The organism is Pseudoxanthomonas jiangsuensis (assembly GCF_010093185.1).
GTDB lineage: Bacteria > Pseudomonadota > Gammaproteobacteria > Xanthomonadales > Xanthomonadaceae > Pseudoxanthomonas > Pseudoxanthomonas jiangsuensis.
The window spans coordinates 43,219-68,060 of record NZ_PDWL01000022.1; the positions used below are offsets into that span (position 1 = coordinate 43,219).

Annotated in this window: 25 protein-coding genes and 1 rRNA gene; 9 read left to right on the forward strand and 17 right to left on the reverse strand. The window is 71.4% G+C overall.

All coding sequences use genetic code 11. The features are described 5' to 3' along the window. Window positions 1–33: 33 nt before the first annotated feature. The 11 genes from pgsA to CSC62_RS13330 form a co-directional block, all read right to left on the reverse strand. Window positions 34–669, reverse strand: coding sequence for a CDP-diacylglycerol--glycerol-3-phosphate 3-phosphatidyltransferase (gene pgsA / locus CSC62_RS13280; protein ID WP_162407162.1), 636 nt, complete (start codon window positions 667–669; stop codon window positions 34–36). Then, a complete protein-coding gene (gene uvrC, locus CSC62_RS13285) occupies window positions 666–2,558 on the reverse strand; it encodes an excinuclease ABC subunit UvrC (protein WP_162407164.1) in 1,893 nt (630 codons plus the stop codon). Before uvrC ends, pgsA begins: the two co-directional genes overlap by 4 nt. Beyond that, window positions 2,558–3,973, reverse strand: a complete 1,416-nt coding sequence (locus CSC62_RS13290; protein WP_162407165.1) for a redoxin domain-containing protein — start codon at window positions 3,971–3,973, stop codon at window positions 2,558–2,560. The genes uvrC and CSC62_RS13290 overlap by 1 nt, the downstream gene beginning before the upstream one ends. Before the next feature lie 7 nt (window positions 3,974–3,980). Next, entirely contained in the window at window positions 3,981–4,478 is a 498-nt protein-coding gene (locus tag CSC62_RS13295; protein WP_162407167.1) for a low molecular weight protein-tyrosine-phosphatase, read from the reverse strand. Then, complete coding sequence (gene kdsB / locus CSC62_RS13300) at window positions 4,475–5,254, reverse strand: 3-deoxy-manno-octulosonate cytidylyltransferase (RefSeq protein ID WP_162407169.1); 780 nt, start codon at window positions 5,252–5,254, stop codon at window positions 4,475–4,477. The genes CSC62_RS13295 and kdsB overlap by 4 nt, the downstream gene beginning before the upstream one ends. 29 nt (window positions 5,255–5,283) lie before the next feature. Continuing rightward, entirely contained in the window at window positions 5,284–6,315 is a 1,032-nt protein-coding gene (gene lpxK / locus CSC62_RS13305) for a tetraacyldisaccharide 4'-kinase (RefSeq protein WP_162407171.1), read from the reverse strand. A gap of 52 nt (window positions 6,316–6,367) precedes the next feature. After that, a complete protein-coding gene (msbA, locus tag CSC62_RS13310) occupies window positions 6,368–8,116 on the reverse strand; it encodes a lipid A export permease/ATP-binding protein MsbA (protein WP_162407173.1) in 1,749 nt (582 codons plus the stop codon). Beyond that, a complete protein-coding gene (locus CSC62_RS13315; RefSeq protein WP_162407175.1) occupies window positions 8,113–8,556 on the reverse strand; it encodes an ExbD/TolR family protein in 444 nt (147 codons plus the stop codon). Before CSC62_RS13315 ends, msbA begins: the two co-directional genes overlap by 4 nt. A 9-nt stretch (window positions 8,557–8,565) precedes the next feature. Then, on the reverse strand, window positions 8,566–9,234 hold the full coding sequence (locus tag CSC62_RS13320; protein ID WP_211369010.1) for a MotA/TolQ/ExbB proton channel family protein: 669 nt from the start codon (window positions 9,232–9,234) through the stop codon (window positions 8,566–8,568). Between the two features lie 183 nt (window positions 9,235–9,417). After that, the gene (locus tag CSC62_RS13325; RefSeq protein ID WP_162407179.1) at window positions 9,418–11,736 is read right to left on the reverse strand and encodes a DNA internalization-related competence protein ComEC/Rec2; all 2,319 of its coding nucleotides are present in this window, start codon (window positions 11,734–11,736) and stop codon (window positions 9,418–9,420) included. Between the two features lie 83 nt (window positions 11,737–11,819). Continuing rightward, window positions 11,820–12,350, reverse strand: coding sequence for a hypothetical protein (locus CSC62_RS13330; protein ID WP_162407181.1), 531 nt, complete (start codon window positions 12,348–12,350; stop codon window positions 11,820–11,822). A gap of 178 nt (window positions 12,351–12,528) precedes the next feature. On the opposite strand from CSC62_RS13330, the gene CSC62_RS13335 reads away from it, so the two are divergent. Together CSC62_RS13335 and CSC62_RS13340 are read left to right on the forward strand one after the other, a co-directional pair. After that, window positions 12,529–12,819 (forward strand): Rdx family protein, encoded by a 291-nt coding sequence (locus CSC62_RS13335; protein WP_162407183.1) that lies wholly within the window; start codon window positions 12,529–12,531, stop codon window positions 12,817–12,819. 78 nt (window positions 12,820–12,897) lie between these two features. Further along, the gene (locus tag CSC62_RS13340; protein ID WP_162407185.1) at window positions 12,898–13,326 is read left to right on the forward strand and encodes a hypothetical protein; all 429 of its coding nucleotides are present in this window, start codon (window positions 12,898–12,900) and stop codon (window positions 13,324–13,326) included. Window positions 13,327–13,338: 12 nt separating this feature from the next. Here the strand turns inward: CSC62_RS13340 and lolD are convergent, their stop codons facing one another. Genes lolD through CSC62_RS13365 form a run of 5 tightly spaced genes read right to left on the reverse strand, consistent with a single transcriptional unit; the run spans window position 13,339 to window position 17,500 of the window. Next, window positions 13,339–14,067 (reverse strand): lipoprotein-releasing ABC transporter ATP-binding protein LolD, encoded by a 729-nt coding sequence (lolD, locus tag CSC62_RS13345; RefSeq protein ID WP_211369009.1) that lies wholly within the window; start codon window positions 14,065–14,067, stop codon window positions 13,339–13,341. Further along, entirely contained in the window at window positions 14,060–15,301 is a 1,242-nt protein-coding gene (locus CSC62_RS13350) for a lipoprotein-releasing ABC transporter permease subunit (protein WP_162407187.1), read from the reverse strand. The genes lolD and CSC62_RS13350 overlap by 8 nt, the downstream gene beginning before the upstream one ends. A gap of 52 nt (window positions 15,302–15,353) precedes the next feature. Continuing rightward, the gene (locus CSC62_RS13355) at window positions 15,354–15,800 is read right to left on the reverse strand and encodes a hypothetical protein (protein WP_246194428.1); all 447 of its coding nucleotides are present in this window, start codon (window positions 15,798–15,800) and stop codon (window positions 15,354–15,356) included. A 19-nt stretch (window positions 15,801–15,819) separates the two neighbouring features. Continuing rightward, window positions 15,820–16,095 (reverse strand): FAD assembly factor SdhE, encoded by a 276-nt coding sequence (locus CSC62_RS13360; RefSeq protein ID WP_162407191.1) that lies wholly within the window; start codon window positions 16,093–16,095, stop codon window positions 15,820–15,822. Between the two features lie 52 nt (window positions 16,096–16,147). Further along, window positions 16,148–17,500, reverse strand: a complete 1,353-nt coding sequence (locus CSC62_RS13365; RefSeq protein WP_246194430.1) for an MFS transporter — start codon at window positions 17,498–17,500, stop codon at window positions 16,148–16,150. Window positions 17,501–17,684: 184 nt separating this feature from the next. On the opposite strand from CSC62_RS13365, the gene cyoA reads away from it, so the two are divergent. The 7 genes from cyoA (at window position 17,685) to CSC62_RS13400 (ending at window position 24,665) form a co-directional block, all read left to right on the forward strand. Beyond that, window positions 17,685–18,743 (forward strand): ubiquinol oxidase subunit II, encoded by a 1,059-nt coding sequence (cyoA, locus tag CSC62_RS13370; RefSeq protein ID WP_162407193.1) that lies wholly within the window; start codon window positions 17,685–17,687, stop codon window positions 18,741–18,743. Between the two features lie 105 nt (window positions 18,744–18,848). Continuing rightward, entirely contained in the window at window positions 18,849–20,825 is a 1,977-nt protein-coding gene (gene cyoB / locus CSC62_RS13375; protein ID WP_425502030.1) for a cytochrome o ubiquinol oxidase subunit I, read from the forward strand. Further along, window positions 20,818–21,450, forward strand: coding sequence for a cytochrome o ubiquinol oxidase subunit III (cyoC, locus tag CSC62_RS13380; RefSeq protein WP_162407195.1), 633 nt, complete (start codon window positions 20,818–20,820; stop codon window positions 21,448–21,450). Before cyoB ends, cyoC begins: the two co-directional genes overlap by 8 nt. Then, on the forward strand, window positions 21,447–21,875 hold the full coding sequence (gene cyoD / locus CSC62_RS13385; RefSeq protein WP_162407196.1) for a cytochrome o ubiquinol oxidase subunit IV: 429 nt from the start codon (window positions 21,447–21,449) through the stop codon (window positions 21,873–21,875). The genes cyoC and cyoD overlap by 4 nt, the downstream gene beginning before the upstream one ends. A 64-nt stretch (window positions 21,876–21,939) precedes the next feature. Then, a complete protein-coding gene (locus CSC62_RS13390; RefSeq protein ID WP_162407197.1) occupies window positions 21,940–22,782 on the forward strand; it encodes an SURF1 family protein in 843 nt (280 codons plus the stop codon). Continuing rightward, window positions 22,745–24,127, forward strand: a complete 1,383-nt coding sequence (locus CSC62_RS13395; protein WP_162407198.1) for an ATP-binding protein — start codon at window positions 22,745–22,747, stop codon at window positions 24,125–24,127. The genes CSC62_RS13390 and CSC62_RS13395 overlap by 38 nt, the downstream gene beginning before the upstream one ends. Beyond that, window positions 24,117–24,665 carry a response regulator transcription factor gene (locus CSC62_RS13400; RefSeq protein WP_162407199.1) on the forward strand — a complete coding sequence of 183 codons (549 nt, stop codon included), beginning with the start codon at window positions 24,117–24,119 and terminating at the stop codon, window positions 24,663–24,665. Before CSC62_RS13395 ends, CSC62_RS13400 begins: the two co-directional genes overlap by 11 nt. 97 nt (window positions 24,666–24,762) lie before the next feature. On the opposite strand, the gene rrf is transcribed toward CSC62_RS13400, so the two are convergent. Then, window positions 24,763–24,842, reverse strand: a 5S ribosomal RNA gene (gene rrf / locus CSC62_RS18295); the annotation flags it as partial.

Below are 24,842 nucleotides of genomic sequence, written 5' to 3' on the forward strand. Positions count from 1 at the left end.
GAGACGCGCATTTTAGGGTTTCGGCGCAGGCTGTCAACCGGGGGCGCGGTTTTTTTTCGCCTCGGCGCGGGCCAGGGCGGCGCTGCGTTCGTCCTCGCGCAGCGCCGGCCAGGCCGCGTGCAGGTACTGGATGCCCGACCACAGGGTCAGCAGGGCGGCGATCGCCAGCAGCCAGTCGCCGAGGTGGAACACCGGCTCGCCCATCCAGATGCTGGACGGCGACTTCCCGGGGATCACCGAATACAGCAGGCAGGACAACGCGATCATCTGCGCGGTGGTCTTGACCTTGCCGATCATCGCCACCTTCACCGTCGCCCGCTGGCCGAGCTCGGCCATCCACTCGCGCAGGGCCGAGACCGCGATCTCGCGGCCGACGATCACCGCCGCCCAGAACGCCATCCACGGGGTCGGATGGCCCTGCACGATCAGGAACAGGGCCACGGCCACCATCAGCTTGTCGGCCACCGGGTCGAGGAAGGCGCCGAACGCCGAGTGCTGCTGGTAGCGCCGCGCCCACCAGCCGTCCAGCCAGTCGGTCGCCGCGGCCAGGATGAACACGCCGGCGGAGGCGAAATTGGTCCAGCGGTACGGCAGGTAGAACACCAGCACCAGCACCGGGATCATCAGGATCCGCAGCAGGGTCAGCCAGGTGGGGATGGTCAACTTCATCGGTCTTGCGCGGACGCCGGCTCGGGGGGAACGAGTCCGTGCAGGTTAGCGTAGATGCGCGCGGCCAGCGCGGCGTTGATGCCTTCCACCCGCGCGATCTCCTCCTCGCCGGCGGCCTTGAGCCCGGCCAGGCCGCCGAAATGCCGCAGCAGGGCCGCGCGCCGGCGCGGGCCGATGCCCTCGATGTCCTCCAGCCGGCTGGTGGTGCGCGCCTTCTGCCGGCGGCCGCGGTGGCCGGTGATGGCGAAGCGGTGGGCCTCGTCGCGCACCTGCTGGATGAACTGCAGGGCCGGCGAGGCCGCGCCGGGACGGATTTCGCGGCCGTCGGCCAGGACCAGGGTCTCGTCGCCGGCGCGGCGCTGTTCGCCCTTGGACACGCCGACCAGCAGCACGCCCTCCACCCCCAGGTCGGCCAGGGCCTCGCGCGCCTGCGCCAGCTGCCCGGCGCCGCCGTCGATCAGCAGCACGTCCGGCAGCACCGCATTGCGGGCGGTGGCCGGCGTCTGCGCCTCGGCGGCGCCGGCCTCCAGCGCGCGGCGGAAGCGCCGCTCCACCGCCTGGCGCATGGCCGCGTAGTCGTCGCCCGGCTCGATCCCGGCGATGTTGTAGCGCCGGTACTGGTTGCGCACCGGCCCGGCCGGGTCGAACACCACGCACGAGGCCACCGTGGCCTCGCCCAGGGTGTGGCTGATGTCGAAGCACTCGATCCGCGCCGGCGGCTCGGCCAAACCGAGCAGGTCGCGCAGGCCCTCGGCGCGCGCCTGCTGGGCGCCGCGGCTGGCCAGTTCGGTGGCCAGCGCCAGCTGGGCGTTGCGCCGCGCCAGGTCGAGGTAGCCGGCGCGCTCGCCACGCACGCTGGACTTGAGCGCCACCCTGCGCCCGGCGGCCTCGGCCAGGGCCAGTTCGATCAGCCCGGCGTCGGGGATCGCGCGGTCGAGCACGATCTCGGCCGGCGGCGGCTGTTCGGCGTAGTACTGGGAGACGAACGCGGCCAGCACCTCCTCGGCGTTCTCCTCGCCGTTGGTGCGCGGGAAGAACGCGCGCGTGCCCAGGTTGCGGCCGTCGCGGAACGCCAGCAACAGCACGCAGGCCTGGCTGCCCTGCATGGCGCAGGCCAGCACGTCGAGGTTGGCGGCGTGGCCGTCCACGTACTGGCGCGCCTGCAACCCGCGCAGGGTCGCCAGCAGGTCGCGCAGGCGCGCGGCCTGCTCGAACTCCAGCCGGGCGCTGGCCGCCTCCATCGCCGCCGCCAGCTCCTCGCCCAGCTCGTCGCTGCGCCCTTCCAGGAACAGCGAGGCGCGGCGCACCGACTCGGCGTATTCGTCGGCCGCCACCAGGTCCACGCACGGCGCGCTGCAGCGGCCGATCTGGTACTGCAGGCAGGGCCGGCTGCGGTTGCGGAACACGCTGTCCTCGCAGCTGCGCAGGCGGAACAGCTTGAACATCAGGTCCATGGTCTCGCGCACCGCGCCGGCGCTGGCATAGGGCCCGAAGTAGCGGCCCGGCAGCGCGCGCGGGCCGCGGTGGAAGGCCAACCGCGGCCACGCCTCCTGGGTCAGCAGCACGTACGGATAGCTCTTGTCGTCGCGCAGGGAGACGTTGTAGCGCGGCGCCAGCGACTTGATCAGCTGGTTTTCCAGCAGAAGCGCCTCGGCCTCGGTGCGGGTGACCGTGACCTCCATCCGCGCGATCTGCGCCACCATCGAGTGGATGCGCGCGGTCCTGGGCGCGTTGTTGAAGTAGCTGGCCACCCGGCGCTTGAGCGCGCCGGCCTTGCCCACGTACAGCAGGCTGCCGTCGGCCGCGTACATGCGGTAGACGCCGGGCGCGGTGCTCAGCTGGGCGACGAAGGCCTTGCCGTCGAACGGTGCGGGTACTGCCGAAGCCATCACTCGCCGATGGGCACGTCGCCCAGCTCTCCGGTGGCGATGTCGTAGCGCAGGATGCCGTGGGCGTCGGTCTCGGCGATCCACACCGCGCCGGCCGCCACCGACAGCCCGGTCGGCCCGTGCAGGCGCCGCGGCAGGGTCACCGTGGCCAGCTCGCCGCCGCCCAGGCGCAGGGTGCGCAGGCTGCCGTTGCCGCTGTCGGCGATCCACAGCAGGGGCGCATCGGCGCTCAGGGCGATGCCCTGCGGGTGCTGCAGGCGGGCGCTGGCGCGCGGGCCGTCGGCGTCGCCCGACTCCCACAGCCCCTGACCGACCAGGGTCTGGACCAGTTCGGTGCGCAGCTGCAGGGAACGCACGGCCGAGCCGAGCGCATCGCACACGTACAGCTGCTGCTGCACCGCCGCCAGCGCCACCGGCTGGGCGAAGGCGGCCATGCTGCGGGCGTTGCCGTCGCGCAGCTCCAGCTGCCCGGTGCCGGCGCGCAGCAGCAGTTCGCCGCGACCCAGGTCGTAGCTCCAGATCCGGTTGTCGCCGGCGCCGGCGATGTGGACCTGGTTGCCGAGCGCCGCCAGCCCCAGCGGCCGGTTGAGCGGGGTACGCGCGTGCGCGGCCACCGGGCCTTCGACCGGATCGCCGGCGCGACCGTTGCCGCACAGGGTGTCGACCATGCCGGTGAGCAGGTTGATCCGGCGCAGGGCGTGGTTGCCGGTGTCGGCCACGTACAGCGCCTCGCGCTCCAGGGCCAGGGCCTGCGGCCGGCTGAACGCGGCCTGGTCCGGCGGGCCATCGATGAGGTCGGCGGTGCCCAGGCCGAACTGGCGCAGGATCCGGCCGCCGTGGCTGCATTCCAGGATCCGGTGGTGGCCGCTGTCGGCCACGAACAGGCGCTCGGCCGTGGCCAGCACCGCGGCCGGAAAGCGCAGGGCCAGGCGCGGCTCGGGCATGGTCTCGGCCACCCGCAGGTCCTCCTCCAGCGGCGGCGGCAGGCCCTCGCACAGGGCGAACAGGGCCCGCTCCAGGTCGCCGCCCAGGCCGGTGATGCGCTCGCGCTCGCGGCCGTCGGCGTCGACCAGCAAAAGGGTCGGCCAGGCCTGGATGCCGTAGCGCTGCCAGGCCGCCCAGTCCGCGTCCAGCAGCACCGGGAACGAAAGCCCCTGCCGGCGCAGCAGCTTGAGCGAGCGCTGGCCCTGGCGCTCGCTGTCGAAGCGTGGCACCTGCACCACCAGCACCTGGATCCGGCCGGGGTTGCGGGCCTGCCACAGCGCCAGCTCGGCCAGGCGCTGGGCGCACCAGGCCGAGGCCGCGTTGACGAAGGCCAGCACGACCGGGCGGCCATGGAGTTCATGGAGGGAGGCGGCGGGGGCGTTCAGCCACTCCAGCCCGCCGGGCAGTTCCTGCAAGGTCGCCGCGCTCATGCCGCGATTATGCCGGAGCCGGCGCCGGCCGCAGCAGCCGCGCCACCACCGCCCGTGCGGCCGCATCGACCAGTCGCCAGACGTCCTGGAAATGCGCCTCGCCGCCGTAGTACGGGTCGGGCACCTCGCCGCCGGGCGCCAGCGCCGCCACCTCCCGGCCGGCCCAGTCCAGCAGCAGCGCCGCCCTGCCCTCCAGGCCCGGCGGCGCCAGCCGGCGCACGTCGCGCAGGTTGTCGGCGTCGGCGCACAGCAGCCAGTCGAAGTCGTGGAAGTCACCTGCGCGCAGCTGGCGCGCGCGCAGGCCGCCGATGTCCACGCCGTGGCCACGGGCGCAGGCGATCGCGCGCCGGTCCGGCGGCTCGCCGGCGTGCCAGCCGCCGGTGCCGGCCGAATCCACCTCCACCCGCCCGGCCAGCGGCGAGGCCTCGATCCGCGCCCGCAGGGCGCCCTCGGCCAGCGGCGACCGGCAGATGTTGCCCAGGCACACCACCAGCAGCCGGGTCATGCGCCCTCCCCGCGCAGGCGCGCTTGCGCCCGCTCCAGGTCGTCGGGAGTGTCCACCCCGGGCGGGAACGGCTCGGGCGCCAGCGCCACCGCGATCCGGTGGCCGGCCTCGAGCACCCGCAGCTGCTCCAGCGATTCGATCCGCTCCAGGACGCCCGGCGACATCCGCGCGAAGGTCTGCAGGAAGCCGGCGCGATAGGCGTAGATGCCGATGTGGCGCAGCCAGTGGCCGCCGGCGGGCAGCACCTCGCGGTCGCGGGCGAAGGCGTCGCGCGGCCACGGCACGGGCGCGCGGCTGAAGTACAGGGCGTCGCCGGAGGCCGCGCGCACCAGCTTGACCGTGTTCGGGTCGAACAGGGTCGCCGCGTCGGCCACCGGCTCGGCCAGGGTCGCCATCGGCGCGCCGCTGTCGGCCAGCGCCCGGGCGACCTCGCGGATCCCGCTGGCCGGCGCGAACGGCTCGTCGCCCTGCAGGTTGACCACCAGGGTGTCGTCGTCCCAGCCGGCGATGGCCGCGCATTCGGCCAGGCGGTCGGTGCCCGAGGCGTGCTCGGGCGAGGTCATCGCCACCCGCATGCCCTCGATCCCGGCCACGGCCGCGGCCACCCGCGCGTCGTCGGTGGCCAGCCAGACCTCGCGCGCCCCGGCGCCCAGCGCGCGCCGGGCCACGTGCAGCACCAGCGGCTGCCCGCCCAGGTCGCGCAGGGGCTTGCCCGGCAGGCGGCTGGCGGCGTAGCGCGCCGGCACGGCGACGACGAATTCCGGGGACGAGGGCATGGAGATCTCCGAACGTTGGAAGGCAGGCGTCAGCCCGGGCGGCCGATCCGGTCCAGCAGGGCCACCCAGAATGCCGCCGGCAACTCCGCGTCCACCGGCACCGCGAAGCAGCGCGCGTCGGCGAAGGCCGCGCACTTGACCGCGTCCTTCTCGGTCATCAGCACCGGCAGGTCGTTGCCGAAGTCCAGGTCAGCCGCGGCATAGGCATGGTGATCGGCGAAGGCGTGCGGCACCACCCCGATCCCGGCCGCGCGCAGCGCATCGAAAAAGCGCTGCGGATTGCCGATCCCGGCCCCCGCGTGCCCCCGCTGCCCGGCGAAGGAGGCCAGCGGCCGTGGCCGGCCGCCCGCCAGCGGCAGCGCATGTTGCGAGAGCAGCCGCATCGGCCATTCGCCGAAGCCGGTCCCGGGCACCGTGCCCTCTGCCTGAGGCCCCTGCGCCGGGCCGCCATGACCCAGGTTCACCACCCGGAAATCGCAACAACGCCCGCGGGCCGGCGGCTCGCGCAGGGGCCCGGCTGGCATCATCCGGCCGTTGCCGTAGCGGCGCGCGCCGTCGATCACTTCGATTTCCAGGTCGCGGCCGAGGCGGTAGTGCTGCAAGCCGTCGTCGCAGACCACGATGTCGCAACCGGCCTCGGCCAGTGCGCGCGCGGCGGCGGCGCGGTCGGCGTCCACCCGCACCGGCACCGCCAGCCGGTGCGCGATCAGCACCGGCTCGTCGCCACCCTCGGCCGGCGCGGTCTCGGCGGTGACCCAGCGCGGCGTGCGCGGATCCTGGCGGCCATAGCCGCGGCTGGCCACGCCCGGTCGCCAGCCGGCCTGGCGCAGCTTCTCGACCAGGGCCAGGGTCAGCGGGGTCTTGCCGGCACCGCCGGCGGCCAGGTTGCCGACCACGATCACCGGCACCGGCACCCGTCGCGTGCGCAGCCAGCCGGTACGGTAGAGCCTGCGCCGCAACCGGCCGAGGCCGGCATACACCGGCGCCAGCAGGCGCGCCCAGACCGGCACCGGCGCATCGCCGAACCACCAGGCCGGCGTCTTCGGGGCTGACTTGCTCATCTCGTTCGACCTGTCGCGTCCCGGCCTTGCCGCACCCTGCCCGTCGGTCCTTTCATCCGGCCCGGCGCTCACGGAACTGCAGGCTGTGCAGGTGCGCGTACACGCCCCCGGTGGCGAGCAGTTCGGCATGGCTGCCCTGCTCCACCATCCGCCCCTGGTCGAGCACCAGCACCTGGTCGGCATGCTCGATGGTCGACAGGCGGTGGGCGATCACCAGGGTAGTACGCTCGGGCATCAGCCGCTGCAAGGCGTCCTGGACCAGGCGCTCGGACTCGTTGTCCAGCGCGGCGGTGGCCTCGTCCAGGATCAGGATCGGCGCATCGCGCAGGATCGCCCGGGCGATCGCCAGGCGCTGGCGCTGGCCGCCGGACAGCAGCGCGCCGTTCTCGCCGATATGGGTGTCCAGACCCTGCGGCAGGCGCTCGATGAACTCCCAGGCGTTGGCCGCCTCGGCCGCGGCGCGGATCGCTTCGCGGTCGGCCGGCGCGCCGTAGGCGATGTTGGCCGCCACGGTATCGTCGAACAGCATCACCTTCTGCCCGACCAGGGCGATCTGCCGGCGCAGGTCGGCGATCCGGTAGGCGTCCAGGTCCACCCCGTCCAGGGTGACCCGGCCGCTGCTGGGCTCGTAGAAGCGCGGCACCAGCCGCACCAGGCTGGTCTTGCCGCTGCCCGAGCGGCCGACGATGGCGGTGACCGTGCCCGGCCGCGCGCTGAAGCTGATGTCGTCCAGGGCGAAGCCCGGCTGGTCGCGGTAGCGCAGGCTGACGTGCTCGAACACCAGTTCGCCGCGGGCGCGCTGCAACGGCCGGGTGCCGCGGTCGGCCTCCTCCTCGCTGTCCAGGATCGCGAACAGCCGCTCGGCCGCGGCCACCCCGCGCGAGACCGCGGTCTGCACGCTGGTCACCCGCCGCAGCGAAGGAATGATCGCCATCATCGCGGTCATCAGCATCACGAAGTCGCCCGCGTCCAGCCGGCCCTGCAACGCCTCGCGCGCGGCCACCCAGACGATCGCCGCCAACGCCAGCGCCGCCAGCAGCTGGACCATGGCCGATGCGCCGGCGCGGGTGCTCTCGACCTTCATGTTCAGGCCGAGGATGCGGTTGGCCAGGCTGCCATAGCGGGCGATCTCCAGCGCCTGGGTGCCGTGCACCTTGACGTCCTGCTGCGCCGCCAGCGACTGCTCGGCGGCCTGCGCCATCCGCCCCATGCCGTCCTGGATGCCGCCGCTGATCCGGCGGTAGCGCCGGCCCACGTACCACACGATCACCCCGATCAACGGCGTGATCAGCAGCATCGCGAAGGTCACCTTGACGCTGGCCCACAGCATCAACCCGAGCAGGCCGACGATGGTCAGGCTGTCGGTGACGAGGGTCTTGAGCGCCTCGGCGCTGGCCTGGGTGACCTGCTCGGTGTCGAAGTTGAGCCGGCTGACCATCACCGGGGTGGATTCGGCATCGAAATGGGTCGAGGGCAGCCGCAGGTACTTGCTCAGCACCCGCTCGCGCAGGTCGCGGACCACGCTGCGGCCGCTGCGGGCCATGCCGTAGTCGGTGACGAAGGTGGCCAGGCTGCGCAGCACGAACAGGCCGACGATCGCCAGCGGCAGGAACACCGCATCCTCGGCGCTGGGCCGGACGAAATTGTTGGTCAGCGGCTTCATCAGCCGCACGAAACTGGCGCCGGCGATCGCCTCCACCGCCATCCCGACCAGGGCCGCGGCCAAGAACGGCCAGTACGGCCGGGTGTAGCCCAGCAGGCGGCGGTAGATCGGCCAGGCAGGCGGCTGCTTGCCGCTCAAGGCTGCGGCTCCGGCTGCGCCGCGGCCTGCGGCTCGGGCGCGGTGGCGATCGCGATCCGGCGGAAGCCCAGCTGGGCCAGCGCGTCCTGGGCGGTGACCACCGCCTGGTACGGGGTGCGCGCGTCGGCGCGCAGCATGACCGGCTGCTCGCGGTCGGCGCCGGCCGCCTCGGCGATCGCCTGCTTGATCGCCTCCACGTCGCTGCGCAGCACCTCGCGCTCGCCGACAAAATAGCGGCCGTCGGCATTGACCAGGATGTTGAGCGTCTTCGGCGGCGCCGGCTGCTGCGGGCTGGCCACCGGCAGCTGCAGCTGCAGGGTCGAGCGCACGTCGAAGGTGGTGGTGATCACGAAGAACACGATCAGCACCAGCACCACGTCGATCAGCGGCACCAGGTCGATGGACGGCTCGTCGTAGGCGCGATGGTCCTGGATGCGCATGCCAAGGCCTCAGCCGCGCGCCGGACGTGCCGGTGCGGGCGCACGCGCGGCGACCGGGCTGGCGGGCGCGGCCGCGCCACGGGTATCGAGGGCGTCGAGCAAAGCGGTCGCCTGCTCCTCCATCTCGATCACGTAGCCGGCGATGCGGCTGCGGAAATAGCGGTGGAAGATCAGCGCCGGCACCGCCACGATCATGCCCGTGGCCGTACACACCAGTGCCTTGCCGATGCCGCCGGCCAGCTGGTTCACGTCGCCCAGGCCATGGTCGAGGATGCCCAGGAACATCTGGATCATGCCCACCACCGTGCCCAGCAGGCCCAGCAGGGGCCCGGCCGAGGCGATCGTGCCCAGCGCGCTGAGGAACTTCTCCATCCGGAACACCAGGTGGCGGCCGGTATCCTCCAGCCGCTCGCGGATCAGCTCGCGCGAGCGGTGGCGCACGTCCAGCGCGGCGGCCAGCAAGGCCCCCAGCGGCGAGTTGCGGCGCAAGGACTCGATATGGGCCGGGTCCAGTTCGCCGCGCGCGGCCCAGTTGCGGACCTCCTCGCCCAGGCGCGGCGGCATGACCTCGACCCGGCGCAGGCTCCACAACCGTTCCAAGATGATGCCCAGGGCCACCAGCCCCAGCAGGATCAACGGCAGCATCGGCCATCCACCGGCCTTGACCAGCTCCCACACCTGAACCACCTCCGGCCCCGGGGCCATTCCACGAACCCTAAGGATGACGGCAAACGCCCGCCCGGCGCCAGCCCGGACCGGCGGGAGCGCGGCGTGGCGCACGCTCCAGGGGATTTCCGCGTTCGGCGAATGGCCATTCCCCATGCAACGGCGGTCTGCCTCCGAAGTCGCGCAATCCGATGCCTACAAGGAGGAATCCTCCTGTTCAACGGGATCCCAGAGCCGCGCCTTCCACGCGCGCCGCTCGCGTACCGCGATGCCGTCCTCGTCCAGCCACACCCGGATCGCGCCGGATCGCGGCGTCTCCAGGACCTCGGCGCCGTGCCGCCGCCAGCGCTCGACCACCTCCGCACGCGGATGGCCGAAGCGGTTGCCGTAGCCGGCCGCCACCAGCGCCAGCCGCGCCCCGGTCGCGGCCACGAAGCCGGCCGACGAGGAACCGCCGCTGCCGTGGTGCGGCACCACCACCACGTCCGCACGCAGCTGCCGGGCTTCGCGCAGCAGGCGCTGCTCGATCACCTCGCCCGCATCCCCCGGCAGCAGCACCGCCCCATGCCGCGAAGCGATCCGCAACACGCAGCTGGCCTCGTTGCGCAGATAGGGGAAGTGCGGCGGCGGATGCAGGAAGCGGAAGTCCACTCCGTCCCAGCTCCAGCCCTCGCCGGCCAGGCACGGCGCATCCACCGCCAGCGGCGCTCCGGCCGGCGCCAGCGACAGCGCCACCGGCACCACGGCCTGCACCGCCGGCCAGCCGCCGGCGTGATCCTGGTCGGCATGGCTGACCCCCACCCGGTCCAGGCGGGCGACGCCCAGCGCGCGCAGGGCCGGCAACACCGCGCGCTCGCCGGCGTCGTAGCCATCGCGCACCGCCGGCCCGGCGTCGTACAGCAGGGCATGGCGCGCGGTGCGGACCACCACCGCCAGGCCCTGGCCCACGTCCAGCACCTGCAGTTCCACCCCGCCCGGCCCCGGCAGCTCGCGCGGCGGCCACAGCAGGGGCAGCCACAGCAGCAGCGCCAGCGGACGGCCCGGCAGGCCGCGCGGCAGCAGCAGCCAGAACGCCCCGAGCAGGGCCAGCGGCAGCGCGTGGCTGCGCGGTTCGGGCAACCACCACAAGGCGAACGGGCTTTCGGCCATGCCCGCGAACAACCGCCAGCTCGGCTCGAAACAGGCCGCCGCCGCGCGCCAGGCCCAACCGCCGGCGCCGGCATGCAGCACCTCCAGGCCGGTGCCGAGCAGCGACAGCGGCACCACCACCAGGCTCCACCACGGGATCGCCAGCAGGTTGGCCAGCGGCCCGGCCAGCGAGGCCTGGTTGAACAGCACGGCCGCCAGCGGCAGCAGGCCGACGGTGGCCACGCCCTGGGCGGAGAGGAAGCCGCGCAGCCACTGGCCGGCCCCGCCCTGCTCGGGCAGGCACCACAGCAGCCAGGCCACGCCGGCGAAGCTGAGCCAGAACCCCGCCTGCAGCACCGCCAGAGGGTCGGCCAGCAGGACCGCCAGCAGGGCCAGCGCCAGCGCCTGCCACAGGCCCGTGGCCCGCCGCGCCAGGCGGGCCACGGCCACCACCGTGATCATCAGCAGCGTGCGCACGGTCGGCAGGGCGAAGCCGGCCACCGCCGCATACCCGGCCGCGCCCAGCACCGCCGCCACCGCGGCCGCCTGCGGCCGTGGCCAGCACCGCCCCAGCGCCGGCGCCAGCCACCACAGCGCGACCGCCAGCCAGGCGGCGAAACCGGCGACCAGGCCGACGTGGAAACCCGAAATCGCGATCAGGTGGGTGAGCCCCACCGCCCGCAGCACGTTCCAGTCGGCGTCGTCCAGGCCGCGGGTGTCGCCCAGCGCCAGCGCACGCACGAACCGCGACGACGCCGACGGACCCGCAGCCTCGATCCGCGCCGCCGCCCGCCCCCGCCAGGCATCGATGCCGGCGGCGGGCACCAGCTCACGGGCCAGCTGCGGCGCACGCACGTAACCGGGGGCGGCGATCCTTTGCGCCAGCGCATATCGGCCGAAGTCGCCACCGCCGGGATTGGACAAGCCGCGCGGCGCCCTCAGCCTGAGCTGAAACGACCAGTGCGCGCCCGGTTTCAGTGCCATCCGTGGCCCGGGCCGGTCGGCATCGTAGTCGTCGTACCAGGACAGCTGCAGCAGGCGTCCGCGCAGCGGCGGCGGCGCCCGCGCGTCGACCCGGAACTGGAACCGGGTGCGCCGTGCCTCGTGGTCCGGCAATCCCACCACCTGGCCGCTCACCTGCGCCTCGCGCGCCTCCCGGGCCTGGGGTAGTTGCGCGGCCAACGCCCAACCCGCATGCAGTCCGGCCCAGCCGAAGCCGAACAGCAGCGCGCCTACCAGGCGCAGGCGCCCCGGCCACAGCCACGCCAGTGCGCCGAGCAGGCAGCAGGCCCAGCGCAACGGCGCCCATGCCAGCGTGGGCAGGAACAGACAGGCCAGCGCACCGCCCAGGACGGCCGCGGCGCAGGCCAGGCCCGCGGCCGGCATCGGTCTTCCGGCAAGCAGCCAGGCGCGTCGCGAAGCCGCAATTGCGGACGCATCGATGCCGGCAACGGCGTCGGTCCGGGTCCTCATGTCCGCCGCACCTTGCATTCGCGCGCGCATGCGCGGATGCGGCCGCAGGAGACTTCGTCATCGCAGGGAAAGGCCATCGCTTCGTCCATGAAGCCGTCGCCGCGATGTTCGTGCCGTCGCTGCGCCTTCGCGATCAGGCAAGCAGCCCCGTGCCGGTAGGAATTGTCCGCGACCGGCCGCCACCGGCAGGCGGATGGCCGCATGCCAGCGCCGGCTGCGTTGGCTGGAATGCCGAACACCTGCCGGCATCCACCACAAGGAGAAGTGTCATGGCCATCCGCAAGGTCAAATCCAGGCTTGAATTCGTTCTGTAGATCACCGACTACTTCAAGGGCCACTGGGAGGACCCCGAATGGGGCCGCCGGCCGGAGAACCAGGCCCTGATCGCGGTGGCCATCCGCGAACTGGCCGATGGCCTGGCCGATGCGGCGGTGAAGAAGCAGATCAACGATGCCGCCGGCAAGGCCATTGCAGGCGCGGCCGCGGCGGTCCGCTAGGAACTGTCGAAACGGGTCGGCACGACCCATGCGTCGTTGTCCGGCCTTTGTGATCGTGCATGCATCCGCCGCAGCCTGGCAGTCTGGCCAGGCCGCGCACCGATGACCGGACCAGGCGGGCAGCCAGACCCGCACCATGGCCGGGATGACGCGGCGCGCCGGGCCTGCATCGGCGATACTCGCCGAGTGCCATGCCGGAGCCGCATCCTTGGAACACCACGTCGAGATCCACTACTGCACCCAGTGCCGATGGCTGCTGCGCGCGGCCTGGATGGCGCAGGAACTGCTGACCACCTTCGACGGCGAACTGGCGCGGCTGACCCTGGTGCCCGGCCAGGGCGGGATCTTCGAAGTCCATGCCGATGGCGAGCGGGTCTGGTCGCGCGCCGACGATGGCGGCTTTCCCGAGATCACCACGCTGAAGCAGCGCGTGCGCGACCGGATCGCGCCGGAGCGGTCACTGGGACATGCCGACCGCGGCGGCGCTGCGAGCGCCTGAGTTCATCCTTGTTGCGTCGCCGCTGCTGCAGCCGACGACCGATACCCTTTACCGACCCGACGTCTCGAGGACCCGCCGATGTCCCTGCCCCGCTTCGCCCTGTGCCTGTCGTTGCTGTTGGCCACCGCACCGGTTCATGCGGAGGCACCCGCCGCGGCGACGCTCGATGGTGCCTGGCAGCTGCAATCGGGCGAATTCGTCGACGAGCAGGGACGGACGGTGGACTACGCGAGCCTGGGCCTGCAGGGGATCAAGGTGCTCGGCGACGGGCACTTCGCCTTCACCACCAGCCAGGGCGGGCGCTTCTGGGCCGGCGGTTCGGGCGGCTTCGTCGCCGATGCCGGCAGCTACACCGAAACCCCGCGGATGGCCTCATACCCGCTGGCCGAGGGCGGCCGCTACCGTTTCAGCTACACCCTGGAAGGCGACACCTGGACGCTGGAGCGCCACGAGGACGGCAAGCGCGTGGAGCGCGAGGTCTGGCGCCGGCTGACCGCTTCGCCCTGAGCGCACAGCGCCTCAACCCGCCGGCAACTCCTTCGGCGCGAGTTCGCGCAAACGCCCCTCGTGCAGTTCCAGCACCCGGTCCAGGCGCCGGGCCAGGCGGCGATCGTGGGTGACCAGGACCAGGCTGGTACGCTGGGCGCGATTGAGTTCGAGCATCAGCGCGAACACATTCGCCGCGGTTTTCTCGTCGAGATTGCCGGTGGGTTCGTCGCCGAGCACGCAGGCGGGACGGTTGACCAGGGCGCGGGCCACCGCAGCGCGCTGGCGTTCGCCGCCGGATAGCTCGCCGGGCTTGTGGCCCAGGCGATGTCCCAGGCCGACCGCCTCCAGCAGGGCGGTCGCGCGCTGGCCGGCTTCGGCCGGTTCGCCGCCGGCCAGCAGCACCGGCATCATCACGTTCTCCAGCGCGGTGAACTCCGGCAGCAGGTGGTGGAACTGGTAGACGAAGCCGAGCGCGCGGTTGCGCAGGCGCCCGCGCTGGCCGTCCGACAGCGCCGACATCTTCTGCCCGGCCACGTAGACCTCGCCGGCGCTGGGCGTGTCCAAGCCGCCGAGCAGGTGCAGCAGGGTGCTCTTGCCGGCGCCGGAGGCGCCGACGATCGCCACGGTCTCGCCGGCGGCCACCTGCAGGTCCAGGCCGTCGAACACCGGCGTGCGCAGCTTGCCCTCGGCGTAGGTCTTGCCCAGCTTCTCGGCGCGCAGCGCTTCGCCTTCGGCATGCATCGCGATGGTCTCATTCATAGCGCAGTGCCTCGGCCGGCTGGGTGCGCGCGGCCCGCCAGGCCGGGTACAGGGTGGCCAGGAAGCTCATCACCAGCGCGATCACCACGGTGGCGACGACGTCGCCGGTCTGCATGTCGGTGGGCAGGCCGGTGATGTAGTACACGTCCGGCGGCAACAGGGTGATGCCGAACAGCGATTCGATCCCGTCCAGGATCCGTTCCAGGTTCCAGGTCAAGGTCACTCCGCCGGCGAAACCGAGCACGGTGCCGATGATGCCGATCAGGGTGCCCTGGACCATGAACACCTGCATCACTCCGCCCGGGGTCAGGCCCAGGGTGCGCAGGATGGCGATGTCGGCCTGCTTGTCGGTGACCAGCATCACCTGCGAGTTCACCAGGGTGAAGGCGCCCATCAGGATGATCAGCGACAGCAGGATGCCCATCACCGTCTTTTCCATCTTCAGCGAGTGGTAGAGGTTGGCGTTCTCCTGGGTCCAGTCGCTGACCCGGTAGAAGCCCGGCAGCTGCAGGGCCAGGTCGCGGGCCACGGCGTAGGACTGGTTCATGTCGTGCAGCTTCAGGCGCACGCCGGTGACCCCGTCCATGCGCAGCACCCTTTGCAGGTCGGCCATTTCCACCAGGGCCAGGCCGCGGTCGATCTCGTTGGTGCCGGCGGAGAAGATCCCGCTGACGGTGAAGCGCTTGAGCCGTGGCATCGCCCCCACCGGCGAGCCCTGGAACTCGGGCACCATCACCAGCACGGTGTCGCCCACGTCGGCGCCCAGCCACAAGGCCAGCTCCTCGCCCAGCAGCACGTTGAACGCGCCAGGCTTGAGCGAATCGGCCGAGCCGCGCTTCATCTTCTGCGCCAGGACCGAGACCTGCGCCTCCAGCGCCGGCTCCACCCCGCGCACCATCGCCGGCTGCCGGCGCGTACCCGAGACCAGCGCCTCGGTCTCGATGTAAGGCGCCGCGCCGGCGACCCGCGGGTCCTTGGTCGCCGTGGCCAGCGCCTTTCGCCAGTCGTGCAGCGGCTCGCCGTCGGCGACCACGGTGGCGTGGGCGGCGAACTGCAAAAGGCGGTCGCGGATCTCCTTCTGGAACCCGCTCATCACCGCCATGGTGGTGATCAGCACGGTCACGCCCAGGGCGATGCCGAGGATCGAGGCCAGCGAAATAAAGGAGATGAAGCCGTTGCGGCGCTTGGCCCGCAGGTAGCGCAGGCCGATGGCCACGGGGACGGGTTTGAACATGGGCCGGGGGCGTCCGTAGGTCCTGGGCCGGCAGTCCCGCCGGTCGATGGGCCTATGGTGCCATCGGCCGCCGACGGCGCGAAGCCATGCGTGCGGCCGCGGCCAGCCGCAGTTCACGCCGCGCCGGCGACGGCAAGGTATCCGGCCACCAGGCCAGGCAACGTCGGCGGTCTTCGGCATCCAGGCCATAGACAAAGGCCAGCGGCCCGCGCCAGGCGATCCGCTGCAACCGGAACGGGCGGCCGTCGAGGGTGTCGCCCGCCGCGTCCGCAGCGGCCGGCGGCCCGCCGTCTCCGGCCTGCTCGGCCGCCGCATCGCCGCAGCCGCCTGCATGCACGAGCACCAGCCGGCTGGGCGGTCTGCCCGCCTCGCGTCGTACCTGCCACAGTCCCGTCGCGCACGCCGCCAGGGCCAGCGGCCAGGCGCACAGGCGCGGCAGGTCCGATCCCAGCACCGCCAGCGGCGCGAGCGTCGACAGCAGGGTCAGCGCGGACAGCAACCAGCGCGAAGGCCGCCACTCAAGCCGGCAGGGCGCGGATCCGGTCGATGAGGGCGGACAGCTCGGCATCCGGACAGGCCTCGTAGCCCATGAACCAGCGCCAGAGCCTATCGTCCTCGCAATCCAGCAGGCGTAGGAAAACCCTGTGTTCGGGCTCGGAAGCCGTCGGATAGGCCTGTGCGAGCCAGCGCTCGAACAGCTGATCCAGTTCGCGCATGCCGCGCCTGCAGCGCCAGCGGATGCGGCGCAGCTCGGCGGCCGGGTCGGGAACGGAAGAGGACGGGTCCTGCGTCATCGCATGCGGCGGGTCGGGAACGGGGCCGTCATTGTGGACGCCCGGCCTGCCTCTACAAAGAGCGCCGCGCCTCGCGCTGCTTGAACCAGCGATTGGCCAGCAGTGCCGCCAGCGTGGATAGCGCCCCGGACAACAGGTAGGCGCCCAGGTAGGCCAGGCCAAAGTTGGCGCACAGCCACAGCGCCACCAGCGGGGCGAAGGCTGCGCCGATAAGCCAGGCCAGGTCCGAGGTCACCGCCGCGCCGGTGTAGCGGTAGCGCGCGCCGAAGTTGCGGGTCACCGCGCCGGAGGACTGGCCGTAGGACAGGCCGAGCAGGACGAAGCCGACCAGGATGAACACGTCCTGGGCGACGTCGCCGCCGCCCAGCAGGGTCGGGGCGAAGCCGCTGAACATGGCGATCGCCAGCGCCAGCGCGCCCAGGGTCGGGACCCGGCCGAAGCGGTCGGCAATCACGCCCGAGGCCAGCACCCCACCGATGGCCAGGAAGCCGCCGGCCACCTGCACCATCAGGAAGCCGGCCACCGACTGCTGCGAGAACAGCAGGATCCACGACAGCGGGAAGATCGTCACGATGTGGAACAGGGCATAGCTGGCCAGCGGCGCGAAGGCGCCGATCAGCACATGTTTGCCCTTCTCCCGGACCAGCTCGGCCAGCGGCACCGGCTCCAGCTCGCGCTCGCCCATCTGCTGCTCGTACTCGTGGGTCACCACCAGGCGCAGGCGGGCGAACAGGGCCACCACGTTGATCGCGAAGGCGGCGAAGAACGGGTAGCGCCAGCCCCAGGCGTAGAAATCGTCGGTCGACAGGCTCGAATACACGAACGCGAACAGCGCCGCGGCGACGATGAAGCCCACCGGCGCGCCCAGCTGGCCGAGCATCGCGTACCAGCCGCGGCGGTGCTTGGGTGCGTTCAGCGCCAGCAAGGACGGCAGCCCGTCCCAGGAACCGCCCAGGGCCACGCCCTGGGCCAGTCGGAACAGCGCCAGCAGGACCACCGCGGCCATCCCCAGCCGCGCGTAGCCCGGCAGGAAGGCGATCCCGGCGGTGGCCGTGCCCAGCAGGAACAGAGCCGCGGTCAGCTTGGTGCCGCGGCTCCAGCGGTCCTGGATGCGCATGAACAGCGCCGTCCCGAGGGGGCGCGAGACAAAGGCCAGGGCGAAGACCGCGAACGAGTACAGGGTCGCCTGCAGGGGTTCGGCGAACGGGAAGAACACCCGCGGGAACACCAGCGCCGAGGCGATGCCGTAGACGAAGAAGTCGAAGTATTCCGAGGCCCGGCCGATCACCACGCCGACGGCGATCTCGCCGGGGGCGACCTCGGCATGCGGCTCGGGGTCCTGGCCGTGGACGGAGACGGTGGAGCTGGGCGCGGGGATCGAGGACATCGCAGGAGGCCGGTTCATCAGGGGGAGCGGATGCGGGCTCTGGGCGGGGCCGGCGGGCGCGCGGCCGCTCCCGGCGCACGCAGCCGGGCGGCACAGGTTCCCACCATCGCATGTGAAGAACCATAGGACAAAACGTCCAATCGCCCCTTCACGCCGCCCGGGGCTAAAGTAAGCGGTCGCTGCGACCCCACCAGCCACTCCGATGCCCTCATTCAAGTCCCTGTGCCGCCTGAGCGCGGCCGCCGGCCTGGCCCTGTCGCTGGCCGGCTGCAACACGATCCTGCTCAACGCTCCGGGCGACATCGCCCGCCAGCAGGGCAACCTGATCGTGGTCGCCACCGTGCTGATGCTGCTGATCATCGTCCCGGTGATCGGCCTGACCCTGTTCTTCGCCTGGCGCTACCGGGCCTCGAACAAGGACGCCACCTACAAGCCCGACTGGGACCACTCGGTCCAGCTGGAGCTGGTGATCTGGGCCGCGCCCCTGCTGATCATCATCGCCCTGGGCGCGGTGACCTGGATCAGCACCCACACCCTGGACCCGTACCGCCCGCTGGACCGCATCGCCGAGGGCAGGCCGGTGCCGGAGGGCGTGGAGCCGCTGGTGGTGGAAGTGGTCGCGCTGGACTGGAAGTGGCTGTTCCTCTACCCGGAACAGGGCATCGCCACGGTCAACGAGCTGGCCGCGCCGGTGGACCGGCCGATCCACTTCAAGCTCACCTCCTCCACGGTGATGAACGCGTTCTACGTTCCGGCCCTGGCCGGCATGATCTACACCATGCCCGGCATGCAGACTGAGCTGCACGCGGTCATCGGCACGGAGGGCGAGTACGAGGGCTTCTCCTCCAACTACAGCGGCGCCGGCTTCTCCGGGATGCGCTTCCGCTTCCATGCCCTGGACCAGGCCGGCTTCGACACCTGGGTCAACCGGGTCCGCAACAGCGGCCAGAGCCTGGGCCGCGACGGCTACCTGGCGCTGGAGAAGCCCAGCGAGCGCGAGCCGGTGCGCCACTACGGCAACGTCGACTCGAGCCTGTACGAGGCCGTCCTCAACCGCTGCGTCGACCCGCGCCGGATGTGCATGCACGAGATGATGGCCATCGACGCCGGCCAGGGCGCCGGCCGCACCCGCATGGAAGGCCTGGAGGCCCGCAGCCGCGGCGACCTGCGCGGACGCATGTACGTGCAGTCGGCGATGTGCAGCGCCGGCGACGCCCCCGCCGCCGGCCTGGCCACCACCCTCTCCCGTTCCGCCCCCTGAGCGCGCCCGCCGCCGCCCGCGCCCTCGCGCACGGCGGCCCGGCGGACGTTCGAAAGAGCTAAAGACATGTCCTCCCCGCATTCGACCTCGGCTCCCTACAACCCGCTGACCGGCTACCTGGGCTGGGAATCGTTCCCGCTGCACGACCCTGTGATCCTGTCGGCCTTCATCGGCACCTGCGTGGCCGGCCTGGCCGTGCTCGCGGTGATCACCAAGTACCGGCTGTGGGGCACCCTGTGGCGCGACTGGTTCACCAGCATCGACCACAAGAAGATCGGCATCATGTACATGGTGCTGGGCCTGGTGATGCTGCTGCGCGGCTTCGCCGACGCGCTGATGATGCGCCTGCAGCAGGCCATGGCCTTCGGCGACAACCTGGGCTACCTGCCGCCGCACCATTACGACCAGGTGTTCACCGCCCACGGCGTGATCATGATCTTCTTCGTGGCCATGCCGCTGGTCACCGGCCTGATGAACTACCTGGTGCCGCTGCAGATCGGCACCCGCGACGTCGCCTTCCCGTTCCTCAACAACTTCAGCTTCTGGATGACCACCGCGGGCGCGGCGCTGGTGATGCTGTCGCTGTTCGTGGGCGAGTTCGCCAAGACCGGCTGGCTGGCCTACCCGCCGCTGTCGGGGATCGACTACAGCCCCGACGTGGGCGTCGACTACTACATATGGGCCCTGCAGATCGCCGGCGTGGGCACATTGCTGTCCGGCGTGAACCTGATGGTGACCATCATCAAGATGCGCGCCCCGGGCATGACCCTGATGCGGATGCCGGTGTTCACCTGGACCGCCTTGTGCACCAACGTGCTGATCGTGGTCACCTTCCCGGTGCTGACCGCGGTGCTGGCGCTGCTGGCCCTGGACCGCTACGTGGGCACCAACTTCTTCACGAACGATCTCGGCGGCAACCCGATGATGTACGTGAACCTGATCTGGATCTGGGGCCACCCGGAGGTCTACATCCTGGTCCTGCCGGTCTTCGGCGTGTTCTCCGAGGTGGTGGCCGCCCACTCGGGCAAGCGCCTGTTCGGCTACAGCTCGATGGTCTACGCCACGGTCTGCATCACCATCCTGTCCTACCTGGTGTGGCTGCACCACTTCTTCACCATGGGCTCGGGGGCGAGCGTCAACTCGTTCTTCGGCATCACCACGATGATCATCTCGATCCCCACAGGCGCGAAGATCTTCAACTGGCTGTTCACCATGTATCGCGGCCGCATCCGCTTCGAGGTGCCGATGCTGTGGACGGTGGGCTTCATGGTCACCTTCGTGGTCGGCGGCATGACCGGGGTGCTGCTGGCGGTGCCGCCGGCCGACTTCGTCCTGCACAACAGCCTGTTCCTGGTCGCGCACTTCCACAACGTGATCATTGGCGGCGTGGTGTTCGGCCTGTTCGCCGGCATGACCTTCTGGTTCCCCAAGGCCTTCGGCTTCAGGCTGGACGACTTCTGGGGCAAGGTCTCGTTCTGGTTCTGGCTGGCCGGCTACTGGTTCGCCTTCACCCCGCTGTACGTGCTCGGCCTGATGGGCGTGACCCGGCGCATGAGCCACTTCACCGATCCCTCGCTGCAGATCTGGTTCCAGATCGCCGCCTTCGGCGCGGTGCTGGTGGCCATCGGCATCGCCGCATTCCTGATCTGCATCTTCGTCAGCTTCCGCAGGCGCGAGCAGCTGCGCGACGTGACCGGCGACCCGTGGAATGCGCGCAGCCTGGAGTGGTCCACCTCCTCGCCGCCGCCGGACTACAACTTCGCCTTCACCCCGGTGGTGCACGACAACGACGCCTGGTGGGACATGAAGCAGCGCGGCGCGCAGCGGCCGCTGGACGGCTTCATGCCGATCCACATGCCGAAGAACACCGCCGCCGGCGTGGTCATTGCCGGGCTGGGCACGGTGCTGTGCTTCGCCCTGATCTGGCACATCTGGTGGCTGGCCATCGTCAGCTTCGCCGCCACCCTGGTCGCCGCGATCGTGCACACCTTCAACTACCAGCGCGACTACCACATCCCGGCCCGGACCGTGGCCGAGACCGAGGCCGCGCGCACCGAACTGCTGAACAACGCCCATGTCTGACGCCCACGCCCTGCCCGCCACGCCCGGCCAGCCGCCGCAGTTCTACGACCTGCAAGGCCACCACCACCCGCAGCAGGGCACCCTGCTCGGGTTCTGGCTGTACCTGATGAGCGACTGCCTCATCTTCGCCTGCCTGTTCGCCGTGTACGGCGTGCTCGGGCGCAGCTACGCCGCCGGCCCGACCGGCGCGGACCTGTTCGATCTGCCCCTGGTGGCGGTGAACACGGCAATGCTGCTGCTGTCCTCGATCACCTACGGCTTCGCCATGCTGTCGATGCAGCGCCGGCACGTCGCCGGAGTCCTGGCCTGGCTGGCGGTGACCGGGCTGTTCGGCCTGGCCTTCCTCGGCCTGGAGCTCTACGAGTTCTCGCACCTGATCCACCAGGGCGCCGGCCCGCAGCGCAGCGCGTTCCTGTCGGCGTTCTTCGCCCTGGTCGGCACCCACGGCCTGCACGTGGCCTTCGGCATCGTCTGGCTGGTGGTGCTGATGGTCCAGGTCGGCCGCTTCGGCCTGCATGCGGCCAACCAGCGCCGGCTGATGTGCCTGTCGCTGTTCTGGCACTTCCTGGACGTCGTCTGGATCGGCGTCTTCACCTTCGTCTACCTGATGGGAGTGCTGCCATGAGCCAGCCCCACCACGACCCGCACGCGGCCCACGCGGCCGGCCATCACGACGAGCATGGCGGCGAGCACGGCCCGCACACCGAACACGACGAGGCCGCTCACGGCAGCCTGCGCGACTACGTGATCGGCTTCGTCCTGTCGGTGATCCTGACCGCCATTCCGTTCTGGCTGGTGATGGGCGACGTCATTTCCGGCTCGGGCACCACCGCGCTGGTGATCCTCGGCTTCGCCGTGGTCCAGATCGTGGTGCAGATGGTGTACTTCCTGCACATGAATGCTCGCTCCGAGGGCGGCTGGAACCTGCTGGCGCTGATCTTCACCCTGGTGCTGGTGGTGATCGTGCTGTCCGGTTCGCTGTGGGTGATGCACCACATGAACACCAACATGATGCCGGTCTCCCCGCACGACATGCGCAACCTGCCGTGACGGCCAGGGTCCGGGGCGCACGATCCCCGGATCCGGCGACCGTCCTGCTCGCCCCTTTCCTTCCATGACCCGCGAACGCCCCGTCCAGGACGTGCGGCCCGCCGCTTCCGGCGAGGCGCCACGGCCGCCGCGCGGGCCACTCGTGCTTGGGCTGATGGCCTTCGGCTTCTGCTTCGGCCTTTCGCTGTTCCTTGCCCTGGGCATCTGGCAGGTGCAGCGGCTGGGCTGGAAGCACGACCTGATCGCCCGGGTGGAAGCGCGTGTCCACGCCGCGCCTGCACCCGCCCCGGACGCCGCCGCCTGGACCGCATCGACGCCGAAGGAACAGGAGTACCGCCGCGTGCGCCTGCAGGGACGATGGCTGACCGGGCAGGACACCCGGGTCCAGGCCGTGACCGAAGCCGGCCCCGGCCGCTGGCTGCTGCGCCCTTTGCGGCGCGCCGACGGCGAAATCGTCCTGGTGAACCTGGGATTCCTGCCGGAGGATGCGCCGCCGCCACCGCCGGCCCCCGGCGAGATCGAAGTCACCGGCCTGCTACGCCTCAGTGAGCCCGGCGGCGGCTTCCTGCGGCGCAACGATCCGGCCGGCGGGCGCTGGTACTCGCGCGACGTCGAGGCGATCGCCCGGCACCGCAACCTGGCGCCTGCCGCTGCCTGGTTCCTGGACGCCGACGCCGCGTCGGCCGCGCAGGCCGGCACGCCCTGGCCACGCGGCGGCCTGACAGTGGTACGGTTCCGCGACAACCACCTGGGCTACGCGCTGACCTGGTTCGCGCTGGCCCTGCTGGTCGCCGGCGGCGCCTGGCGCTTCGCCCTCGAGGAGATGCGCAACCGCCGCCGTTGGCGCCAGCGCGACCCGGAGCCCCTGGATGCATCCCCCGGAAACGCCGGCCGCCGGCGCGGATAAGCGCCAATCGATCGAATCGGCGCGCAGCGACACCACCCGCGGCGCCGGCATGCGCAACATGCAGCAGCTGATCCAGCTGCGCTGGATCGCGATCATCGGCCAGGTGGCGACGATCGGCTTCGTCCACTTCGCCCTGGAGATCCGCCTGCCGTTGGTCTCGATGCTGGGCGTGGCCGGCTACCTGGCCGCGTTCAACCTGGCCAGCCTGATCTTCTGGCGGCCGCGCCAGGACGTGGGTGACACGGCCCTGCTGTTCGCCCTGCTGGTCGACGTCGCCGCACTGACCGCACAGCTGCACCTCAGCGGCGGGATCACCAATCCGTTCGTGTTCCTGTACCTGCTGCAGGTGGCGCTGGGCGCGGTGCTGCTGCCGGGCTGGGCCAGCTGGGTGGTGGTGGCGGCCAGCAGCCTCGGCGCGCTGGGGCTGGTGCTGTTCCCCGGCCAGGTCAGCCTCACCGTCGACCCGTCACGCGGCATCGCCGATCCCTACGTGCAGGGCCTGCTCGCCTGCTTCCTGCTGGCGGCCGGGCTGGCGGCGTTCTTCATCGGCCGCATCGCCCGCATCCTGCGCGACCGCGACAGCCGCCTGGCCGATCTGCGCCAGCAGGCGGTCGAGGAGGAACACATCGTACGCATGGGCCTGCTCGCCTCCGGCGCGGCGCACGAACTGGGTACCCCCCTGGCTATCCTGTCGGTGCTGCTGGGGGACTGGCGGCGGATGGCGCCGTTCACCGAGCATCCCGAGCTGCAGCAGGACCTGGACGAGATGCAGACCCAGCTGGCCCGCTGCAAGTCCATCGTCACCGGCATCCTGCTCTCGGCCGGCGACGCCCGCGGCGAAGCGCCCGCCCACACCACCCTGGCGGTGTTCCTGGACGAACTGGTCAGCGAATGGAGCGCCACCCGCCCGGTACAGACCCTCGACTACCGCCGTCACCTGGATGCCGACCTGCCGATCGTCTCCGACTCGGGGCTCAAGCAGATGATCGGCAACATCCTGGACAACGCCCTGGAGGCCTCGCCGGAGTGGGTGGGGTTGACGGTCAGCCGCGAAGGCGAGCATGGCCAGTACCTGCGTCTGAAGGTCGGCGATGCCGGCCCCGGCTTCACCGCCGAGACTTTGGCCAATTTCGGCAAGCCCTACAATTCCAGCAAGGGCCGGCCCGGCGGCGGCCTGGGCTTGTTCCTCTCGCTCAACGTCGCCCGCAGCCTGGGCGGGCGCCTCAGCGCCGCCAACCGTTCGCCGCGCGGCGCCGAGGTCACCCTGGAGCTGCCGCTCTCCTCGCTTTCGCTGGCCAGCGACGACTCCGCCCCTTCCGACCTGGACGATTCCGATGACGACTGAAGCCCCCGATCCGCGCCGCCTGCTCGTGGTCGAAGACGACGCGGCCTTCGCGCGCACGCTGGTGCGCTCGTTCGAGCGCCGTGGCTACGAGGTGCGGCACGTATGGGCCCAGGAGGAACTGCCCGGCGTGCTCGCGGACTACTCACCCGGCTACGCGGTGGTCGATCTGAAGCTGGCGGGCGGCAGCTCGGGCCTGACCTGCGTGCAGGCGTTGCACGCGCACGATCCGTCGATGCTGATCGTGGTGCTGACCGGCTACGCGAGCATCGCCACCGCGGTGGAGGCGATCAAGCTGGGCGCCTGCCACTACCTGGCCAAGCCGTCGAACACCGACGACATCGAAGCCGCCTTCGGTCGTGCTCAGGGCAATGCGGGAGTGGGTCTGGGCGAGCGCCCGACCTCGATCAAGACCCTGGAGTGGGAGCGGATCCACGAGGTGCTGGCAGAGACCGGGTTCAACGTGTCGGAAACCGCGCGCCGTCTGGGCATGCATCGCCGGACGCTGGCGCGCAAGCTGGGCAAGCAGCAGGTGAAGTAGCGGGGGCGTGTCGCGGAGCGATCGCCCGTCCGCGCGAGGTTTTGTTTCGCGCAAAGACAAACCCCCAGCCGATTGGCTGGGGGTTTGAGGGTAAAGACCCTGGCGATGACCTACTCTCGCATGGGAAGCCCACACTACCATCGGCGCTGTTGCGTTTCACTTCCGAGTTCGGGATGG

What these genes read in the sequence shown, in the direction of transcription:
- CSC62_RS13395 (WP_162407198.1), top strand. Translation starts at nt 22,745, where the DNA reads ATGCATCCCCCGGAAACGCCGGCCGCCGGCGCGGATAAGCGCCAATCG.
- CSC62_RS13295 (WP_162407167.1), bottom strand. Translation starts at nt 4,478, where the DNA reads ATGACCCGGCTGCTGGTGGTGTGCCTGGGCAACATCTGCCGGTCGCCG.
- cyoC (WP_162407195.1), top strand. Translation starts at nt 20,818, where the DNA reads ATGTCTGACGCCCACGCCCTGCCCGCCACGCCCGGCCAGCCGCCGCAG.
- lpxK (WP_162407171.1), bottom strand. Translation starts at nt 6,315, where the DNA reads ATGAGCAAGTCAGCCCCGAAGACGCCGGCCTGGTGGTTCGGCGATGCG.
- lolD (WP_211369009.1), bottom strand. Translation starts at nt 14,067, where the DNA reads ATGAATGAGACCATCGCGATGCATGCCGAAGGCGAAGCGCTGCGCGCC.
- cyoA (WP_162407193.1), top strand. Translation starts at nt 17,685, where the DNA reads ATGCCCTCATTCAAGTCCCTGTGCCGCCTGAGCGCGGCCGCCGGCCTG.
- CSC62_RS13330 (WP_162407181.1), bottom strand. Translation starts at nt 12,350, where the DNA reads ATGGGTCGTGCCGACCCGTTTCGACAGTTCCTAGCGGACCGCCGCGGC.
- cyoD (WP_162407196.1), top strand. Translation starts at nt 21,447, where the DNA reads ATGAGCCAGCCCCACCACGACCCGCACGCGGCCCACGCGGCCGGCCAT.
- CSC62_RS13315 (WP_162407175.1), bottom strand. Translation starts at nt 8,556, where the DNA reads ATGCGCATCCAGGACCATCGCGCCTACGACGAGCCGTCCATCGACCTG.
- CSC62_RS13340 (WP_162407185.1), top strand. Translation starts at nt 12,898, where the DNA reads ATGTCCCTGCCCCGCTTCGCCCTGTGCCTGTCGTTGCTGTTGGCCACC.
- uvrC (WP_162407164.1), bottom strand. Translation starts at nt 2,558, where the DNA reads ATGGCTTCGGCAGTACCCGCACCGTTCGACGGCAAGGCCTTCGTCGCC.
- CSC62_RS13390 (WP_162407197.1), top strand. Translation starts at nt 21,940, where the DNA reads ATGACCCGCGAACGCCCCGTCCAGGACGTGCGGCCCGCCGCTTCCGGC.
- CSC62_RS13350 (WP_162407187.1), bottom strand. Translation starts at nt 15,301, where the DNA reads ATGTTCAAACCCGTCCCCGTGGCCATCGGCCTGCGCTACCTGCGGGCC.
- pgsA (WP_162407162.1), bottom strand. Translation starts at nt 669, where the DNA reads ATGAAGTTGACCATCCCCACCTGGCTGACCCTGCTGCGGATCCTGATG.
- CSC62_RS13360 (WP_162407191.1), bottom strand. Translation starts at nt 16,095, where the DNA reads ATGACGCAGGACCCGTCCTCTTCCGTTCCCGACCCGGCCGCCGAGCTG.
- CSC62_RS13290 (WP_162407165.1), bottom strand. Translation starts at nt 3,973, where the DNA reads ATGAGCGCGGCGACCTTGCAGGAACTGCCCGGCGGGCTGGAGTGGCTG.
- CSC62_RS13325 (WP_162407179.1), bottom strand. Translation starts at nt 11,736, where the DNA reads ATGCCGGCCGCGGGCCTGGCCTGCGCCGCGGCCGTCCTGGGCGGTGCG.
- CSC62_RS13365 (WP_246194430.1), bottom strand. Translation starts at nt 17,500, where the DNA reads ATGAACCGGCCTCCTGCGATGTCCTCGATCCCCGCGCCCAGCTCCACC.
- CSC62_RS13400 (WP_162407199.1), top strand. Translation starts at nt 24,117, where the DNA reads ATGACGACTGAAGCCCCCGATCCGCGCCGCCTGCTCGTGGTCGAAGAC.
- kdsB (WP_162407169.1), bottom strand. Translation starts at nt 5,254, where the DNA reads ATGCCCTCGTCCCCGGAATTCGTCGTCGCCGTGCCGGCGCGCTACGCC.